This is a genomic window from Streptomyces sp. 8N706 (assembly GCF_052245415.1).
In the GTDB taxonomy this organism is placed as follows: domain Bacteria; phylum Actinomycetota; class Actinomycetes; order Streptomycetales; family Streptomycetaceae; genus Streptomyces.
This window is the reverse complement of the sequence record NZ_JBQQBW010000065.1, coordinates 20,205-39,044: the sequence shown is the minus strand read 5'-3', so window position 1 is coordinate 39,044 and position 18,840 is coordinate 20,205. Positions and strand designations below refer to the sequence as shown.

Genomic DNA, 18,840 nt, shown 5'->3' with positions numbered 1-18,840 from the left:
GAGTGGCGGCCGATGGCGCGACCGCGTTCCTGTTCCCCGGCCAGGGCGTGCAGTACGCGGACATGGCCACGTCGCTCCGAGACCGGGTACCGGTGTTCGCGGCGGCCCTCCAGGAGATCGCCGCCGAGCTGGACCCGCTGCTGGACCGGCCGCTCGCCGAGATCCTCCGGGACGGGCCCGGTGAACGCACCGACCATGCGCAGGCCGCGGTGTTCGCGGTTCAGGTGGCGGTGTTCCGGCTGCTCACCACGATGGGGGTGCGGCCGGACGCGGTGGCCGGGCACTCGGTCGGCGAACTCGCCGCAGCGCACGCCGCGGGCGTGTTCTCGCTGGCCGACGCCTGCGCACTGGTGGCCGCGCGCGGGCGGCTGATGCGCGAACTCGCTGGCGAGGGCGCGATGGTGGCGGTCCAGGTACCGGAAGCCGATGTGCCGGAACTGCTACGCGGCCGCGAGGACCGGGTGGCGCTGGCCGCGGTGAACGGGCCCGCCTCGGTGGTGCTCGCCGGGGACGCGGACGCGGTGCGGGAGATCTCGCAGCGGGTGGCCCACGTGCACCGCCTGGCGGTACGGCACGCGTTTCACTCCCACCACATGGACCCGGTTCTGGACCCCTTCCGGGAGGTGCTGGCCGGACTGGACTTCCGGACACCGGTGATTCCGGTCGTGTCCTCGGTGACCGGCACACGGGTCACCGAAGAGCTTCGTGACCCGGAGTACTGGGTCCGGCATGCGCGGGAACCGGTGCGCTTCCACGACTGCCTGCGCGCTCTGGACGCGGCGGGCACCAGCACCTACCTGGAGCTGGGACCGGGCGCGACGCTCAGCGCGCTCGGCCAGGAGGCGCTGGGCGGGGACGGTTTCCTGCCGGTGCTACGGCAGGACGTCGACGAGGTGCACGGCCTGCTGACGGCGTTGGCGACCGCGCACACCCGGGGGGTCGACGTGGACTGGGCGGCCTGGTGCGCGGGCGGGCGGGCGGTGCCACTGCCCGGCTACGCGTTCACCCGGCAGCGGTTCTGGCTGCCCGACGACGACGGGGCCCCCGCCGACCCTCTGCTGCACGGTGTCGAGTGGCCGCTGCTGCCCGCCCCCGGCCCGGTCGCCGACGCGCCGGGGCCGTGGCTGGTGGTGGCCCCGCCGGGCGCGGACTGGGACCGGCTCACCGAGGACGTGGCGGACGTGCTGGGCGAGGGGACCCGCACCGTGCGCGGCGACGCCGTGGACGGCGAGCACTGGGACCGGCTGCTGCCCGACCTGCCGGGCGGCGGCATCGTGTCCCTCCTGGCGATGGCCGAGGGCTCGGACACGCCGCGGGTGCCGACCGGCCTGGCCGCCACCCTGGCGCTGCTGCGGGCGCTGCTGTCCAGAGGCGCGGATACGCCCCTGTGGTCGATCACCAGCGGCGCCGTGCGGGCCGACACGGCGGACACCGTGCCGAATCCGGAGCAGGCCGCCGTGTGCGGGTTGGTCCGGGTCGCGGGCATGGAAGCGCCCCGGCTGCACGGCGGCCTGGTGGACCTGCCGCTGCGACCGGCCGTGGGGGACCTGGCCGCGCTGCCCGCCGCGCTGGCTGCCAGAGACGAGATCGCGATCCGGGACGGGCGGCTGTACGCCAGGCGACTGGTCCCGGTGCCCCGCACCGAACCTGCCACGACGGAGCCCATCGGCACCGTGCTGATCACCGGGGCGCTGGGCGGCATCGGCGCGCACGTCGCCCGCCGGCTGGCGGCCCGGGGCGCGGACCGCCTGCTGCTGGTCGGCCGCCGGGGCGTGGACACCCCTGGCGCGACGGAACTGCGCGCCGAACTCACCGCGCTGGGTACCGAGGTGGAAATCGCCGGCTGCGACGTGGCGGACCGCGAGGCGCTGGCCGGGCTGCTCGCCGGGCGGTCGCTCACCGGTGTGGTGCACGCCGCCGGGGTGCTTGACGACGGGGTGCTGGAGGCGCTGTCCGAGGACCGGCTGGCGCGTGTGTTCGCGGCGAAGGCGGATGGCGCGCGGTTCCTGCACGAGCTGACCGCCGGCCATCCGCTGCGCTTCTTCGTGCTGTGCTCCTCGCTGGCCGGCACCGCAGGCTCGCCGGGGCAGGGCAACTACGCCGCGGCCAACGCCGTCGTGGAAGCGCTGGCAGCCCATCGACAGGCCGGCGGCCTGCCCGCGACGAGCCTGGCTTGGGGCCCCTGGCTGGACACCGGGATGACCACGTCCTGGCCCGTCGGCTCGCGGTCGGACAGCGGCGCCACGCCGATGCCCGCCGACCGGGCGCTGGACGCGCTGGAGCGGGAACTGTCCGGCGGTCCGGCGCAGTACGTGGTCGGTGCCGTGGACTGGCCGCGGTTCGCCGCCGTACGGCCAGGGCGCCTGTGCTCCGGACTGCCGGGTGTGGGCGCGGACACCGGGCCCGAACCCGCGAGCGCGTTGCGGGAACGGCTGGCGGCCACCGCGCCGGAGCGGCGGTCGTCGGTGCTGCTGGAGCTGGTCACCGCCCGGGTCGCCGTCGTTTCGGGCCGGCCGGCCGGAAACCTGGACGCGCACCGGCCGTTCCGGGAGCTGGGCCTGGACTCGCTGGCCGGGGTCCGGCTGCGCAACCTGCTCGGCGCGGACACCGGAGTGCCGCTGGCGGCCTCCGCGGTCTACGACCATCCCACCGCCGCCGCGCTGGCCCGGTACCTCGGCGAGGCGCTCGGTGTCGACGAGGGCGACCCGGCCGAGCGGGTCGTGCTGGACAGCCTGAGGGAGCTGGAGGCGGCCCTGCTCCGGCGGCCTCCGTCCGTGCCCGTCCCCGAGGTGGTCACTACGACACTGCGGCGACTGCTGCGCAGCCAGGAAGACGGCACCGCCGATGAGCGGGCCGCGGTGCCCGACCTGAGCGGCGCCACGGACGACGAGATGTTCACGCTGATCGACGGAGTGCTCGACGACGCGGAATCGGACACCGGTCGCGCTGTCGGCCGTGCCACGGAGAGGAGCTAGCCCATGTCAGTGCCAAGCCGCCCACCGACCACCGTGCTGGACAACCCGCTGCACGCTCTGCTCGACCGGGAGGTGCTCGCGAACCCCTACCCGTTGTTCGAGCGGTGGCGAGAGCAAGGTCCGATGTGGACGTCGGACGGTTCCCTGCTGCTGAGCGACCACGGCGACTGTATGGCGGTGCTCAAGAGCCACACGACCATGGGCAGTGACACGTTCAACGCGCCGGGGATGCGGGAACTCTTCGGCGACCGCGGCGACGAGCCGGTGCTCAACTCGATCTTCTTCATGGACGATCCCGGACACGGGCGGCAGCGGAACCTGGTCAGCAAGGCGTTCACGCCACGGATCACCGCGCGCTTCGAGCCGTGGATTCGCGAGATCGTGGACGAACTGCTCCGCGACTGCCTGGCCGACGGCGAGTTCGACGGCGTGCAGGACCTGGCCGCGGTGCTCTCGCTGCGGGTCATCGCGACTCTCCTGGGCATCCCGGGCGAGGACATCCCGATGTTGCGGGAGTGGTCCAGCGACATGGCGCTGTCCACGGAGCTGCCCACGCTGGTGGCCAGCTTCCACTCCGCCGCGATGTTCGACCGCGAGGAACTCGTCCGCATCATCCGCACCACCACCGAACTGCACGGCTACTTCGCGAACCTCATCCACAAGCGCCGCCGCAACCCCGGCGAGGACCTCATCTCCAGCCTGCTCTCCACACAGGAGAACGGGCGCGGACTGAGCCGGCGTGAGGTGACGAACGTCGTGGTGACCGTGTTCACCGCGGCCCACGAATCCACCACGAACCTGATCACCAACGGCCTGCTCGCGATGTCGCGCCACCCGGAGCAGTTCCAGCTGCTCCGGCAGAACCCGGCGATCGTCGGCGACGTGGTCAGCGAGGCGCTGCGCTACGACTGCCCGATCATGCTGACCGGCCGTGTCGCGCTGCGGTCCGACCGGATCAACGGCCTCGACATCCCCGAGGGCTCGGTGGTCACCCTGGTCCTCGCGTCCGGCAACCGGGACGAGCGGGTGCACCCGAAGGCGGATCAGTTCATCGCGGACCGGAAGCCGGCCGTGATGAACCTCGCCTTCGGCGCCGGCGCACACTTCTGCCTCGGCAGCAGCCTGGCCCGGCTGGAGGCGGAGATCGTGTTCGGTGAGCTGGCTCGCCGGCTGCGCGGCTTCCACGTGCACGAGGACTCACTGAGCTATCGCAGGCACGTGGTCGTCCGCGGCCTCGACACCGAACGGATCACTTTCCAACTCTGACCGGCCATCCGTCGCAGGGAGTCGTTCATGCCCGATGAAGTCAGCACACTCCGGCAATATCTGAAAAGGGTCACCGCCGATCTGTTACGCACCCGGGAGCAGTTGCGTGACGTGACCGAGCAGTCCGCCGAGCCGATCGCGGTGATCGGCATGTCGTGCCGGCTGCCCGGCGACGTGGCCTCGCCCGCCCAGCTGTGGGACCTGGTGGCCGCGGGCACGGACGCCATTTCGGCTTTTCCCGAGGACCGGCACTGGCCGATCGAGGACCTCTACGACGCCGATCCGGACTCCCAGCAGGCGCGGCGGTCCTACGTGCGCGAGGGCGGCTTCCTCAGCGGGGCGGGCGATTTCGACCCCGCGTTCTTCGGGATCTCCCCGCGCGAGGCGCTGGTGATGGACCCGCAGCAGCGGTTGGTGCTCGAGCTGGCCTGGGAGGCATTGGAGTCCGCGGGCATCCTGCCGGACTCGCTGGTGGGCGAGCGGGCCGGGGTTTTCGTCGGCGCGTCCAGCAACGACTACGAGATGCTCTGGCAAGGCACCGACCAGTTCTCCCAGTACGGCATCACCGGCAACACCATGAGCGTGATCTCCGGCCGGATCAGCTACGCCTTGGGGTTCCACGGCCCGGCCCTCACCGTGGACACCGCCTGCTCGTCCTCCCTGGTCGCCGCCCACCTCGCGGTGCGGGCCCTGCGCGCCGGCGAGTGCCCGATCGCGCTGGCGGGCGGTGTGACGGTGCTGAGCACTCCGGAGACGTTCGTCGAGTTCTGCGGCCAGGGCGTCACCTCCCGGGACGCTCGGATCAAGGCGTTCGCGGCCGGGGCGAACGGCTCGATCTGGGCCGAGGGGGCGGGTCTCCTGGTGCTGGAGCGCCTGTCCGACGCGCGGCGGCACGGCCATCAGGTGCTCGCGGTGCTGCGCGGCTCGGCGGTCAACTCCGACGGCACCAGCAACGGGCTCTCCGCACCCAACGGCACCGCCCAGCAGGAGGTGATCCGTACCGCGCTCGCCGACGCCGGACTGTCCACCCAGGACGTCGACGTGGTCGAGGCGCACGGCACCGGTACCCCGCTCGGCGACCCGGTGGAGGGCACCGCGCTGGTGGCGACCTATGGCCAAAACCGGCCGCCCGGCCGGCCGCTGCTGCTGGGCTCGCTGAAGTCCAACATCGGGCATACGCAGGCCGCGGCCGGCGTGGCCGGCATCATCAAGATGATCATGGCGATGCGGCACGGTCTCGCGCCGAAGACGCTGCACGTGGACAGCCCCACCCCGAAGGTGGACTGGGGAGTGGACGGGGTCAGCGTGCTCGCCGACGCGATGCCCTGGCCGGAGACCGGCCGGGCGCGCCGCGCCGCCGTCTCCTCCTTCGGGATCAGTGGCACCAACGCCCATGTCGTGCTGGAACAGCACGTCGAGCCGGAGGCGCCGGAGCCCGCAGTGCCGTCCGCCGGTCTGGTGTGGACGGTGTCGGGCCGGACCGAGGACGCGCTGCGCGCCCAGGCGACCCGGCTGCTGGCCTTCGCCGAGTCCGGCGACGCTCCCTCCGCCGAGGGGCTGGCGTACGTGTTGGCCACCCGCCGCACCCACTTCCGCCACCGGCTGGCAGTGCCCGGCCGGGACCGGGCCGAACTCATCTCCGCGCTGCGCGGCCACCTCGACACCGGCCGTGTCCCCGATGTGGCGGTGGGCGCTGCGGCCGGCGGCGGGATGTGCGTGCTGTTCACCGGCCAGGGCGCGCAGCGGCCCGGCATGGGGCGGCAGCTCGCCGCCACCTTTCCGGTGTTCGCCGAGGCGTTCGACGAGGTGTGCGAGCTGTTCGACCGGGAGCTGGAGAGTCCGCTGCGGACCGTGCTCGATGGCGAACCGGACCTGCTCGACCGCACCGACTACGCCCAGGCCGCCCTGTTCGCGGTGGAGGTCGCGCTGTTCCGGCTGATGCACTCCTGGGGTGTGCGCCCGGACCTGCTGCTGGGACATTCGATCGGGGAGATCAGCGCGGCCCACGTAGCCGGGGTGTGGTCGCTGCCGGACGCGGTCCGGCTGGTGGCCGCCAGAGGACGCCTGATGGCCGCGCTGCCCGAGGGCGGCGCGATGCTGTCCGTGCAGGGCACCGAGCAGGACCTGGCCCCCTGGCTGGCGGGGCGCGCGCGGCGGGTGTCCGTCGCGGCGGTGAACGCATCGGACACGGTGGTCGTCTCCGGTGCGGACGAAGACATCACGGAACTGGAGGCCGACTGGGCGGGCCGGGGCCGGCGGACCCGGCGGCTGCGGGTCAGCCACGCGTTCCACTCGCCGCTGATGGAACCGATGCTGGCCGAGTTCGGCACGGTGGTGGCCGGGTTGACGGCGCACGATCCGGAAATCCCGGTGATCTCCAACCTCACCGGCGAGATGGCCACGGCGGAGCAGTTGCGCTCGCCGGCGTACTGGACCGAGCACGTCCGGCAGGCGGTGCGGTTCCACGACGGGCTGCGCACCGCACGCGAGGCCGGTGCACGCGTCCTGCTCGAACTGGGCCCGGACGCCGTGCTTTCCGCGCTGGCCGGACGGGATGCCGGACCGGACGAGGCGAGGGTGCCCACCCTGCGCGGGGCCGATCGTGACGAGACCAAGGACGTGCTGCTCGCCCTCGGCGCGCTGCACACGCAGGGCGTGGAGGTGGACTGGCCCGCCGTGCTGCCCGCCGCGCCCGCCAGGACGGCGGACCTGCCCGGCTACGCGTTCCAGCACGAGAGGTACTGGCTGGTGCCGGACGGGAACGGGCTGAACCTGCGTTCCACCGGGCTGCTCCCGGTGGGCCACCCGCTGCTGGGCGCCATGGTGTCCGCGGCCGAGGGCGACAGCGTGCTGCTCACCGGCAGGCTGTCCCTCCAGTCGCACTCCTGGCTGGGGGGCCACCGGGTGCGCGGCATCCCCCTGCTGGCCGGCACCGGCTTCGTGGAACTGGCGCTGGCCGCGGGCGAGCACGTCGGCTGCGATCTGCTCGAACAGCTGACCGTCGAGGCACCGCTGGTCCTGCCGGAGCACGGCGGGGTGTCGGTGCAGGTGGTGGTGGGCAACACCGAGGAGACCGGCCGCCGCCCGGTGCGGGTGTACTCCCGGCCGGAGGGCGTGGGCCAGGCCGAGCCGGGCCCCTGGCGGTCACACGCCTTCGGCTACCTGGGTATCCGCACCGCGACGCCGGACACGACCCTCGCGCACTGGCCGCCGCGGGATGTGCGGGAGATCCCGGTCGCGGACGTCTATGACGAGGTGGTGGCGGGCAGGCACTTCCGCTACGAAGGCGCGTTCCGAGGTCTGCGGACCCTCTGGCAACGCGACCACCCCGACGGGAGCTCGGAGATGTTCGCCGAGGTCGCCCTGCCCGCCGAAGCGGCGGGGGACGCGAAGCGCTACAGCCTGCATCCGGCGCTGCTGGACGCGGCACTGCACGCGGTCGGTCTCGGCCCGCAGCTGGACGGGATCGACGAGGGCAGCGGCTCGATGCCGTTCTCGTGGTCGGGGCTGTCGCTGTTCCGTGCCGGAGCCTCGATGGTGCGCGTGCACGCCACCGGCGTGAACGGTGACGTGGCGATCACGCTGGCGGACGAGACCGGTGCCACCGTGGCCACGGTGGACTCCCTGGTGTTCCGGCCGCTGCCCGCCGACGAGTCCTACCTGCTGGGACCGGCCGAGGACGGCGCGGAACTGCTCGCACAGGACTGGGTGCCCGTGCGCCGGCCATCCACAGTGGACGATTCCGGTGGGTGGCACGACCCTGGGATCGGTGGGCTCGACCTCGCGGCGCTGGCGGACGCGGAGGACCCCGTGCCGCCGGTGGTGGTGCTACGCCCGGCCCGTCCCGCCGGGGACGACGTCACCGCACGGGTCCGCGCCGCGCTCACCGAGCTGACCGGGTACCTGCGAGTGTGGCTCACCGACCAGCGGTTCGCCGGTTCGCTGCTGGTGGTCTGCACCGAGCGCGCGCTCGGCGTGCGTGCGGGCGACGAACCCGACCTGGCACTGTCCGCGGCCTACGGGCTGGCTCGCTCGGCACAGAACGAGTACCCGGGTCGCCTCCTGCTGGTCGACGTCGACGAGCCGACCGACACCGCGTTGCGCGACGCGGTCGCCGTCGCGTCCGCGGCCCGTGAGCCCCAGGTGGCGCTGCGCGCGGGCGAGCTGCTGGTGCCCCGGCTGCACCGCGACGACGGTCCGGCGGAGAGCGACGGCGGCTCGGCCGCCCGCACGCCCGATCCCGACGGCACCGTGCTGATCACCGGTGGGCTCGGGTCGCTGGGCCGCACGCTGGCCCGGCATCTGGCGAGCCGGGGCGCCCGCAGGCTGCTGCTCCTCTCGCGCCGTGGCGCGGAGAGCCCCGGCGCCGCGGAACTGGTCGCCGAACTCGGCGGGCTCGGCGCGCACGTCGAGCTGGCGCGCGGCGATGTCGCCCGGCGGGACGACGTGGCCCGGGTGCTGGCCGAGGTGCCCGCGGCACACCCGCTCACCGCCGTGGTCCATGCGGCCGGTGTGCTGGACGACGGCTTGGTGGAGTCGCTGACCGATGGGCAAGTGGAGAACGTGCTGGCGCCGAAGGTCGATGGAGCCTGGCACCTGCATGAGTTGACCCGGGAGCTCGATCTCGTCGAGTTCACGTGTTTCTCCTCCGCCGCCGGCGTGTTCGGCACCGCGGGCCAGGGGGCTTACGCCGCGGCGAACGCCTTCCTGGACGCGCTCATGAACCAGCGGGCCGCCGCCGGGCTCCCGGCCCGCTCGCTGGGCTGGGGCCTGTGGGACAGCGGGACCAGTACGACCGACGGGATGGGCGGCGGGCTGGCCGCCGCGGACCGGGCCCGCATGGACCGCACCGGGATCCGCGCGCTGACCGTCGCGCAGGGCCTGGCCCTCTGGGACACCGCGACCGGCTCGGACAGGGTCCACCTGGTGCCCATCTGGCTGGATCTGGTCACCGTGGCCGGTCTGGGAGAGGAGGGCATTCCGCCGTTGCTGCGCGATCTGGTCCGCCCGGCCCGCCGCCGGCGCTCCGCGCGGTCCGCCGCGCCCGCCGAGTCCCCGGCGGACCTGGCCCGCAGGCTGGGCGGGCTGAGCCCCACCGAACGGGACCGGCAGCTCCTCAACCTGGTGCTTGGGCAAATCGCGGCCGTGCTCGGCTACCCGTCCGCGGACGGGGTGCCCGCGGACGGTCCGTTCGGAGACCTCGGATTCGACTCACTGAGTTCGGTCGAGCTGCGCAACCGGCTCAACACCGCCACGGGCCTGAACCTGCCCGCCACATTGGTGTTCGACCACCCCACTCCGGCCATCCTCGCGGCGCACCTCGGTACGGAGGTCGCGCCGGATGCCGCCGGCGCGGAGGAACTGGCGGACGGCCCTGCCGAGCGCGGCCCGGATCAGCTCTCCGGACTCGCGCAGGCGGTCGAGGAGGCGCTGGCCGGCGAGAACGCGCAGCGCGACGCGCTGCGCGGACGACTGCGGGCGGCGCTGCACGCGCTGGACGGCGAGCCGGGGCTCGGGGTGGACGAGCTGAGCTCGGCCTCCGTGGACCAGCTCTACGCCTTCGTGGACCGGGAACTCGGCGATGCGTGAGCCAGCAGCCGGGGCCGCCCGGCCGACCGGAGAGGAATCGAAAGCTGTGGGCGAGGATCCGAAGCTCGTCAAGTACTTCCAGCGGGTCACCGCGGAACTCCAGCGCACCCGGGAGCGGTTGCGGGAGCTGGAGAACCCCGTCGACGACCCGGTGGCCGTGGTCGGCATGGGCTGCCGGTTCGGCGGTGGGGTCGGCTCGCCGGAGGAGCTGTGGGAACTGCTCGCCGCGGAGCGGGACGTGATCACCGGGTTCCCGGCCGGCCGCGGCTGGACCGAAGACCAGATCTACCACCCGGAAGCGGGCACGCCGGGCCGCTCCTACGTCCGGCACGGTGCCTTCCTCGACGACGCGGCCGACTTCGATTCCGAGTTCTTCGGCATCTCGCCGCGCGAGGCGCTCGGCATGGACCCGCAGCAGCGGATCGCGCTGGAGGTCACCTGGCAGGCGCTGGAATCCGCCGGCATCGATCCGGCCGGGCTGCGCGGCAGCCGCACCGGCGTGTTCCTCGGACTGTCCAACGCGGACTACGTCACGGGGGTCCGCGAGATGCCCGAGGACATGCTGGGCCAGCTCTCCATCGGCAACGCGGGCAGCGTGACCTCCGGCCGGCTGGCCTATGCGTTCGGCCTGCAGGGGCCCGTGCTCACGGTGGACACCGCCTGTTCCTCGTCCCTGGTCGGGATCCACCTGGCCGTGCAGTCGCTGCGCGCGGGCGAGTGCACCCTGGCACTCGCGGGCGGGGTGACCGTCCTGTCCAGCCCGCTGCTGTTCATCGACTATGCCCGGCATCGCGCCTTGGCGCCGGACGGGCGGTGCAAGCCCTTCTCCTCGGCCGCCGACGGCACCGCGTGGGGCGAGGGTGCCGGGATGCTGGTGCTGGAGAAGCTTTCCGACGCACGTCGCAACCACCACCCGGTGCTCGCGCTGCTGCGCGGATCGGCGATCAACTCCGATGGCACCTCCTCCGGGCTGACCGCTCCGAACGGAACCGCGCAGCAGCAGGTGATCGCCGACGCGCTCGCTTCGGCCGGCCTGTCGCCCGCGGACGTCGACGCGGTGGAGGCGCACGGCGCGGGCACCGCGCTCGGCGACCCGATCGAGGCGCAGGCGCTGTTGGCCGGGTATGGCCGCCACCGCGGCGACCGGCCGCCGCTGCTGGTCGGCGCGGTGAAGTCGAACCTCGCCCACACCCAGGCCGCAGCCGGAGTCGCCGGCGTGGTGAAGATGGTGCTGGCCATGCGGCACAGCACGCTGCCCAGGACCCTGCACATCGGCACGGTGACCCCCCGGGTCGACTGGGCGCAGGGCGGGGTCGAACTGCTCACCAGCGCAGTCCCGTGGCCACGCGACGGGCGTCCCCGGCGGGCGGGCGTGTCCGCGTTCGGAGTCGGCGGCACCAATGCGCACGTGATCCTGGAGGACCCAGGGCCCGACCCGGATATCGAGCCCGGCGACCGGGCCGTCCCGCCACTGCTGGCCTGGACCCTGTCGGGCAGGACCGAACAGGCGCTGTCCGCGCAGGCGGCCGCGCTGCACGAGTACCTCGACCGGGCGCGCCCGGATCTGCTGGACCTGTCGTGGTCGCTGGCCACCGCCCGGGCGCACCTGCCGCACCGCGCGGTGGTGTTCGGCTCCCGCCCGGCCGACCTCGCCGCGGGCCTGACCGCGCTGAGCACGGGCCGGAACGACACCGGGAGCGCCACCGTGGCGGTCTCCGGCACCGCCGTGCGGAACGGCACTACCGCGTTCCTGTACCCACACGAGTGCACCCCGGCCGTGGTGCGCGCGTTGGCCACGCAGTACGCCGAGGCCGAGCCGTTCGCCGAGCACCTCTCCGAATGTGCGGCAGTGCTGGCCGGGCTGGTCGGCTGGTCTCTGACGGATGTGCTTCGCGGTGACCCGGACGTGCCACCACTGGACCGGCCGGACGTGTTGGTCCCGGCCACGCTGGCCGTGCTGACCGGCGTGACACGCATGTGGTGCGCGTCCGGGGTGCGCCCGGCGGCGTTGGCGGGACACGGATCCGGCCGGCTGGCCGCGTCCTGGGCGGTCGGGTGGCTTTCCCTGTCCTCGGCGCTGCGGATCGCGGCCGGGTGCCCCGCGGGCGCCGAACCCGACGTCGTGGATGTCCCGCCCCCCGCGCCCGGTGTGCCGGTGCTGTGCGGGGACACCGGCCGTTGGCTGCGGGACCGTCCGGCCGAGGACGACTACCGCACGGTGCCGGCTGCCGAACCCGGCTTGGCTGCCCGCGAGCTGCGGGCCGACGGTCACCGCCTGCTGCTCGTGTTCGGTGGGGACACCGCGGCCATGGCCGCCGCGCTGTCCGACGGTCCCGCCGTGCTGGCCGTGCCGGAGGAGACGGAGAGCGCGGTGACCGGTTCAGCGGCGATCGTGCGCGCCCTGGGCCGCGCGTACGTGATGGGCGCGGCGGTGGACTGGCGTGCCGTCCTGGACGGCGCCGGTGCGCGGCGTATCCCGTTGCCCGGCTACGCATTCCAGCGCAGCCGGTACTGGATCGAGCGCGAGTGGACCATGCCGGTGCTGATCTCCGACGACCCCGGGACGCGCGAGTCCGATCGGCGCTCGCCCGCGGCTGTGCTGTGGGCACTGGACGAGCAGGAGCGCACGCGCCACGTCGAGACGCTGGTGCGTGAGTGCCTGGACCGGGCGCTGGGCAACGGACCGGATGACCAGGTCGACGCCGAGGACACGTTCCGCGACCTCGGGATGGACTCGCTGGGCGCGGAGGATCTGCGCGATCAACTCACCACCGGTGCCGGTGTGGAGATCGAACTCGCCGACGTACTGAACTATCCCACGGTGGTCGATCTCACCGAGCGCGTGCTGGAAAAGCTGGCCGCCCGCGCCGAGGAGGGCACGCTCGACGAGATCGCGGGGACCGCCCGGTCCGGGAACGAGATCTCGGAATCCGGCACCGGGCCGGTGGACCCGGCGCCCGCGAACGCCGACGAAAGCGACGGCAGCCTGGCCTCGTTCTACATCCGGGCGATCCGCACCGGCCGGATCAACGTCGCCCTCCGCCTGGCCCGCGCGGCCTCCGAGACCCGCGACACGTTCGACCAGGACGATCCGCGCGATCTCGCCGAACTGCGCAAGGTGGGGGCGGGCGCGGGTGGCCCCACGATCGTCGGCCTCACCCCGCCGATCTTCCCCAACCTGGACCTGCCCTACTCCTACCTGCACGCCGGGCTGGACCCCGCGTCCGACGTGTGGTCGCTGTGGTCGCCCGGGTTCGCGGGTGAGGCTCCACTGCCCGCCGACCGTGCCGCCCTGATGCGGATGCTGGCGAAACCGCTGCGCCGTGAGCTGGCCGGCACCCCGTTGATCATCGCGGGCTACTCCTCGGGCGGCTGGCTGGCGCACGACCTGGCCACGTACCTGGAGCAGACCGGCGTCCCCGTCACCGCGCTGCTGCTGCTGGACTCGTACCTGCCGGAGGAGGAGATGGACCAGACCGAGACCCGCAGCGAGTTCATGCGTGAGCAGATCCGACGACGTGACCTCATGGGCATGTCGCTCGACCGTCCGGACCGGACAGTGACCACCAGCGGCCAGATCGCGGCGATGGGCGGCTACAGCAGGATCTTCAGCGGCTGGCGGCCCGGCCCGCTGGAGGCGCCGATCCTGCACCTGCTCGCCAGCGAGGTCGTCGCGGGTATGCCCACCAGCTCGGAGGACCACCCGTTCCCGGCCGAACTGGCGCACCGCGTGCGCAGGCTGCCCGGCGATCACTTCACCATCCTGTCCCAGCACGCCGACCTGATCTCAGCGAACCTGCACGACTGGCTTTCGGAGGTACAGCCCGTATGACGACCGTTCCCGATGTTCCCGACGCCACAGAGGCACTGGAGCACTTCCCCTTCGACGACGGCCGCGGCATCGAGGTCAACGAGCGGTTCCGGGAGCTGCGGCAGCGCAAGGGGCTGCTCCGGGTGCGGCTCGCCTACGGTGAACCCACCTGGCTGGTCACCCGCTACGCGGACGCCCGGCTGGTGCTGGGCGATGCGCGGTTCAGCCGCGCGATGTCGGTCGGCCGGGACTACCCGCGCCAGGAGGAGGCGACGGACCTGGCCGGGCTGATCACCATGGATGCCCCCGAACACACCCGGCTGCGCACGCTGTTGCTCAAAGCCCTCAGCAGATCCCGTATCGATGCGCAGCGCCCGACGGTGCACACGGCGGCGGACAATCTGCTGTCGTCGGCGATGAACGCCGGGCCGGGCATGGACATCGTGGTGGACTACGCGCAGAAGATGAGCGTGCTGTCCATCTGCGACCTGCTCGGCGTGCCGGCCTCGGACCGGGAGGTGTTCGAGTCGACCAGCGCGGCGCTGCTCCCCGGCAGCGCCGTCGGCGCCGAGGACATGATGCGGCGGTTCGGTGCCCTGCGCGCCTGCACCGAGCGGCTCATCGCCGAGCGTCGGGTCCGCCCCCGCGACGACCTGATGTCGGCGATGATCCAGGCCCGGGACGAGGAGGACCGGCTCACCGACACCGAGCTGATCGACCTGGTCGTCAGCATGCTGCTGGCCAGGTTCGAGGCGATCATCACCCAGATTCCGAACTGCGTCTACGTTCTCACGCGGGGCGACCGTGCGCTCTGGAACCGGCTGCGTGCGAATCCGGCCGAGCTGCCGGCGGCGGTCGAGGAGCTGCTGCGCAACAATGCCTCCGCCGGTGCCGGCCTGTTCGTCCGCTATGCGCGGGAGGATGTCAACGTCGGCGGCACGCTGGTGCGCGCGGGCGAAGCCCTCACCGTCGCCGTCGAGTCGGCCAACCACGACCCGGCCCGATTCGAGGACCCCGACGTGATCGACTTCACCCGGCCGGCCGGTGGACACCTCACCTTCGGATACGGCGCGCACTACTGCGTCGGCGCCCAGCTCGGGCGCATCGACCTCCAGGAGGGACTGCGGGTGCTGCTCACCAGGACCCCGGAGCTGACCGTCCGCGACATCACGTGGAGGGAACGGCCGCACATCCGGGGGGCGGAGGCGATGCGCGTGACCTGGCAGGGCGGCCCGGAATGACCGCCACCGGCACCGGGAGTCTGCCGGCTTCCGGTGGGTAGTGGAAGGTCAGCTGGATCCAGCGCAGCTGAGACTTTCAGCCCGTCTTGGTCAGCTCCGAGGAGACGAGGTATGACGAACACCGCGCCGGACACCGGCACGATCGCGAGCCGGCTCGACCGGCTGCCCATCACCGGTCCACACCCGGGCCACGGTCGCCGTCGGGCTCGGTCTGTTCTTCGACTTCTACGAGGTCTTCCTGACCGGAGTGCTGAGCTCGGTGCTCGTCGAGGAGTTCGGGCTGACCAAAGCGGACCTGCCGCCGCTGCTCGCGTCGACCTTCGTCGGCATGTTCTTCGTCGCCCTGCTGTTCGGCCGGTTCGCCGACCGGTTCGGCCGCCGCAGTGCGTTCCTGTTCAACCTCGGCCTCTACGCACTCTTTTCGCTGCTCGGCGCGTTCAGCGGCAGTGCGCTGACGCTGCTGGTCACGCGGTTCTTCGCAGGCATCGGCCTGGGTGCGGAGCGACCACTGGCCGACACCTGTCTCACTGACTTGCTGCCTGCCCGCGAGCGCGGCTGGTTCATCGCCTGGGCGTACACCTTCAGCGAGTACCTGATCGACCCCCGGTACGGGTGGGCCGCGGTGTGCGAGGAGCGGTTCGGCACCCATCCGGTGGCGATCTGCCACGAGTGGAACACCATCGCTCACCTGAACGACTACGAGGGCGATCCCGAGGCCCGTCCGTTCACCCGCAAGGAGCTGCAGCGCTTCCTGGACTACGCGGACGACCAAGTGGAGCGGGCTGTGCGCGCCAGGCGCAAGGGTGCACTGGCGGCCTACCGGGACGCCACCCTCTTCAAGGTCATCTACGGGTGGGGGCTTCGCCGCACCGAGGCGGCCCGGCTGGATCCGGCGGACTTCGGCCGCAACCCCGCGGCCCCCTCATTCGGCCGGTACGGCACGCTCAACGTCCGCTACGGCAAGGCCAAACGCGGCCAGCCGCCGCGGCGCCGCAACGTGCTGTCCGTGATGGACTGGGCGGTGGAGGCGGTGGCCGACTACGTCGACAACGTCCGGCCGCGGTTCGGGTCTGCCGACCACCCCGCGCTGTGGGTGACCGAACGCGGCGGACGGATCAAACCGTCGGAGATCAACGCCCGGTTCGTCGCCTACCGCCAGGCCCTCGGTCTGCCCGAGGCGCTGGAGCCGCACTCCCTGCGGCACTCCTACGTCCCGCACCTGACCGAGGACGGCGTGGACCGGCGGTTCATCCAGCAGCAGGTCGGCCACGAGTGCGACACCTCGACGGCCGTGTACACGCACGTCAGCGACGACTTCATGAACGCGGCCCTGGCCCGGGCGCTGGCTCCGGCCTTCGACGGGCGCCCGGCGGCAGCGGAGTGAGGCAGATGGGAAAGCTCGACTACCGCTGGCACCTGCGCCGGGTCATGGCCGAGTGCGGGATGTTCTCCACGACGGACCTGCTGCCGCTGCTGACAGAGCGAGGCATCACCCTGTCCACCAGCCAGGTCTACCGGCTGGTTGTCGAACGTCCGGAACGGCTGAGTCTGAAGATCCTCATGGCGCTGCTGGACATCCTCGACTGCACCATGGACGACCTGATCGAGCCGGTGGCTGCCGAGGCAGGCGCACGCACGCCGAAAGCAGCGCAGGCAGGCCCAGGCAGTATGGACGGTGCCCCGGGCGGCTTGCGGCCCCGGCGGGCCCGGATCACTGGGGTGGACCTGTGACTGCGGTCGGCACCGATCCCGGCCATGACCCTCTCGACCTGACGGTCGAGTTGGTCTGCCGCGTCGAGCAGTACCTGTCCCGCGACCAGGTCCACCGTGTCGTCACGGGTCTGAGCCGGGACCGCACCAAGCAGCGGCGCCTGGCGCGGGCTCTGGCCGCCGACCCCGCCCTGCTGATCACGGGACAGCCGCCCGCCCCCAAAGCCGTCGCCGAGCTTCTGGTCGCCCTGCGGGCCGCCGGAGCCCGTGCCATCGCCGCGCCCCACTGTGACCGCTGCGGGCGGCCCCAGAGCGGTCTGCGGCGATGGCAGAGCAGCTCCTTTCGCTGCGCGACCTGTACCGCCGCGCTCCACTGGCTGCTGCATGCGCACTTCCTGCTCGCCGGGTGCCTGTTCGCCTACGTCATCGCCGGTCCCGATCCGGCCCCGGCCCGGCCTGGTGTGCCGGTGCGGCTGGTGGTGCTGGGGGTGGCGATCGCCGCGCACGCGGTGATCTCGCAGCTGATGTACGGCGGATTCGGCATCAACATCCACGCGCCCGTCGACCAGGTCCAGCGCGCCGCGGAAATCATGTACTACGGCTACTACGGCGGCGACATCGCCGAGCTGCTCCTGGCCGTCGCGCTGGTGGCGACCTGGCGCCCGCAGCACACCGCCCACCGGGCTCCGGATCTGCGGCGCCGTTCCGCCGATGCGGCCCGGCCTGTGGTCCCGTAAAGGGATGTCTCGCAACTCGATGATGATCGGTTGGCTGGTGCGGTAGGCGATCACGGTGCGGTGCGGGTGGTCTCGGCGTCCCGGTCGAAGTGAATCGCATCGTTCACGGGTCTGCAGCTGGGGCCGTTCCGCAGGTTGGTGCGGGTGGTGGCCGGGCGCGTGCGAGTACCGTCGATACTTCTCGGTGCGAGGGGTCGCCGCTCGTCAGGTCACCCGTCAGCGTTGGTCCCGTCGAGCTTGCAGATTGCCGCGGTGGTTTCGACGCCTTCGTCGTGCAGCAGATGGCGCATGCGGGAGATGTCGACGTAGGCGGCGTCGAGGGGATGCATGACCAGGCGCGAGAGCGCGGTGGCGTACTTGGCCATCGAGCTCTTGCCCGGGATGAGCAGCGACAGTTCGTCCCGAGCCTCGAAGATCTGCACCTCGACGTCGCCGGGCAGAGCGGCGACCGCTTTCTCGTCCGCCGTGACGGGAACCTTCACCAGCCAGCACGGCCCCTCGCCGGTGAGGATCTGCCTCTTCTGCTGCGGGGTCTCGGATGCCAAGGCTCGCCAAGGGGTCCCCGACACAATGGCTCCGCACGACACCACGGTCTTGACCACCTCCTGAACGGTGGCGGTGACGGCGGCATCGGCTTCGTCCCAGTCGAACTGGTCAGCCCCGGCCGTCGGGCCGGGTACCAGCTTCGACACCACAGTCATCTCGGGTGCGTGGCGCAGGCGCGCCTGCGGCCACGAGCTGAGGAACTCGTGAGCTTCGCTGATCGCCTCGTCCTGGGCCTGCCGCTGGAGCTGCACTTCCGTACTGTGCTGCTGCAACAGGGCGGGTGCCGCGTCCGGCTCGTCCAGAGCACGCCGGACCAGCTTGACGCTCATTCCCGTGCCGCGCAGGACGGTGATCAGCATGGCCTGTTCGACCTGCTCAAACGTGTACGAGCGGTAGCCGGTCTGCTCGTTGACGTCGACCGGGACGAGCAAACCCTCGGAGTGGTAGAACCGCAGCGTCTGCGGCGACAGATTGCACATTTCACTGAATTCGCTGATGGACAACATGGCGCCATGTTCACCCTTACAGCAACTACAAGGTCAAGCGCCGAGGCTGTGTGGCGCAGCGCACATCCTGTCTCCGGTGCGGGCACTGGACACAGACACGCGTAGGCGTGCGATTTCCGGGGGACACGCCCGCGATCCGCCAGCACCATCGTCACTCACTACAGCTCATCTCCGGTCTTGAGCGCCGTACCGTTGCTGATCTTCTGGTTGGCGTCGACGACTGCTGTGTGAGCCGGGCTCAGCGACCACTCGCACCAGACGATCTTGCCGGGGCCGCTCCGCAGGGAGAACTCAAGAAGCCGGGCCTGGGCAACGGCCATGCCGTCCGCGCCGGTCAGCAGTTGGGCCGGGTGGATCTGCCGGACTCTCCGTTGCAGCGTCTTCCGCGCGAAGTGGCCGCGCTCCCCGTCCCAGTCCCGTGTCACCGCCCCGTCACCGCCACTGTGAGGCCCCTCCCGT

At 72.2% G+C, this 18,840-nt stretch carries 10 protein-coding genes; 8 read left to right on the top strand and 2 right to left on the bottom strand.

Annotated features, from left to right (window positions below; all coding sequences use genetic code 11):
* The 8 genes from ACTWQE_RS22475 to ACTWQE_RS22440 all read left to right on the top strand — a co-directional run.
* Nucleotides 1-2,975 (top strand): SDR family NAD(P)-dependent oxidoreductase (locus ACTWQE_RS22475; RefSeq protein ID WP_443330818.1); only part of this gene is annotated, 2,975 nt, incomplete at its 5' end.
* Nucleotides 2,976-2,978: 3 nt separating this feature from the next.
* On the top strand, nucleotides 2,979-4,241 hold the full coding sequence (locus ACTWQE_RS22470) for a cytochrome P450 (protein ID WP_443330817.1): 1,263 nt from the start codon (nucleotides 2,979-2,981) through the stop codon (nucleotides 4,239-4,241).
* Nucleotides 4,242-4,268: 27 nt separating this feature from the next.
* On the top strand, nucleotides 4,269-9,830 hold the full coding sequence (locus ACTWQE_RS22465) for an SDR family NAD(P)-dependent oxidoreductase (protein WP_443330816.1): 5,562 nt from the start codon (nucleotides 4,269-4,271) through the stop codon (nucleotides 9,828-9,830).
* A complete protein-coding gene (locus ACTWQE_RS22460) occupies nucleotides 9,823-13,662 on the top strand; it encodes a type I polyketide synthase (RefSeq protein WP_443330815.1) in 3,840 nt (1,279 codons plus the stop codon). The genes ACTWQE_RS22465 and ACTWQE_RS22460 overlap by 8 nt, the downstream gene beginning before the upstream one ends.
* Nucleotides 13,659-14,882 carry a cytochrome P450 gene (locus tag ACTWQE_RS22455; protein ID WP_443330814.1) on the top strand — a complete coding sequence of 408 codons (1,224 nt, stop codon included), beginning with the start codon at nucleotides 13,659-13,661 and terminating at the stop codon, nucleotides 14,880-14,882. The genes ACTWQE_RS22460 and ACTWQE_RS22455 overlap by 4 nt, the downstream gene beginning before the upstream one ends.
* 211 nt (nucleotides 14,883-15,093) lie before the next feature.
* Nucleotides 15,094-16,266 (top strand): MFS transporter, encoded by a 1,173-nt coding sequence (locus ACTWQE_RS22450; protein WP_443330821.1) that lies wholly within the window; start codon nucleotides 15,094-15,096, stop codon nucleotides 16,264-16,266.
* Nucleotides 16,267-16,271: 5 nt separating this feature from the next.
* Entirely contained in the window at nucleotides 16,272-16,613 is a 342-nt protein-coding gene (locus ACTWQE_RS22445) for a helix-turn-helix domain-containing protein (protein ID WP_443330813.1), read from the top strand.
* Nucleotides 16,610-17,329: a cytochrome c oxidase assembly protein gene (locus tag ACTWQE_RS22440; RefSeq protein WP_443330812.1), complete on the top strand. Its 720-nt coding sequence runs from the start codon at nucleotides 16,610-16,612 to the stop codon at nucleotides 17,327-17,329. The genes ACTWQE_RS22445 and ACTWQE_RS22440 overlap by 4 nt, the downstream gene beginning before the upstream one ends.
* 209 nt (nucleotides 17,330-17,538) lie before the next feature.
* Here the strand turns inward: ACTWQE_RS22440 and ACTWQE_RS22435 are convergent, their stop codons facing one another.
* Nucleotides 17,539-18,381: a MerR family transcriptional regulator gene (locus ACTWQE_RS22435; RefSeq protein ID WP_443330811.1), complete on the bottom strand. Its 843-nt coding sequence runs from the start codon at nucleotides 18,379-18,381 to the stop codon at nucleotides 17,539-17,541.
* A 158-nt stretch (nucleotides 18,382-18,539) separates the two neighbouring features.
* The gene (locus ACTWQE_RS22430) at nucleotides 18,540-18,806 is read right to left on the bottom strand and encodes a hypothetical protein (protein ID WP_443330810.1); all 267 of its coding nucleotides are present in this window, start codon (nucleotides 18,804-18,806) and stop codon (nucleotides 18,540-18,542) included.
* Nucleotides 18,807-18,840: the final 34 nt, after the last annotated feature.

Excerpts from the sequence above, each read along its gene's own strand:
- ACTWQE_RS22455 (WP_443330814.1), top strand. The coding sequence starts at position 13,659 with ATGACGACCGTTCCCGATGTTCCCGACGCCACAGAGGCACTGGAGCAC.
- ACTWQE_RS22435 (WP_443330811.1), bottom strand. The coding sequence starts at position 18,381 with ATGTTGTCCATCAGCGAATTCAGTGAAATGTGCAATCTGTCGCCGCAG.
- ACTWQE_RS22470 (WP_443330817.1), top strand. The coding sequence starts at position 2,979 with ATGTCAGTGCCAAGCCGCCCACCGACCACCGTGCTGGACAACCCGCTG.
- ACTWQE_RS22445 (WP_443330813.1), top strand. The coding sequence starts at position 16,272 with ATGGGAAAGCTCGACTACCGCTGGCACCTGCGCCGGGTCATGGCCGAG.
- ACTWQE_RS22460 (WP_443330815.1), top strand. The coding sequence starts at position 9,823 with ATGCGTGAGCCAGCAGCCGGGGCCGCCCGGCCGACCGGAGAGGAATCG.
- ACTWQE_RS22465 (WP_443330816.1), top strand. The coding sequence starts at position 4,269 with ATGCCCGATGAAGTCAGCACACTCCGGCAATATCTGAAAAGGGTCACC.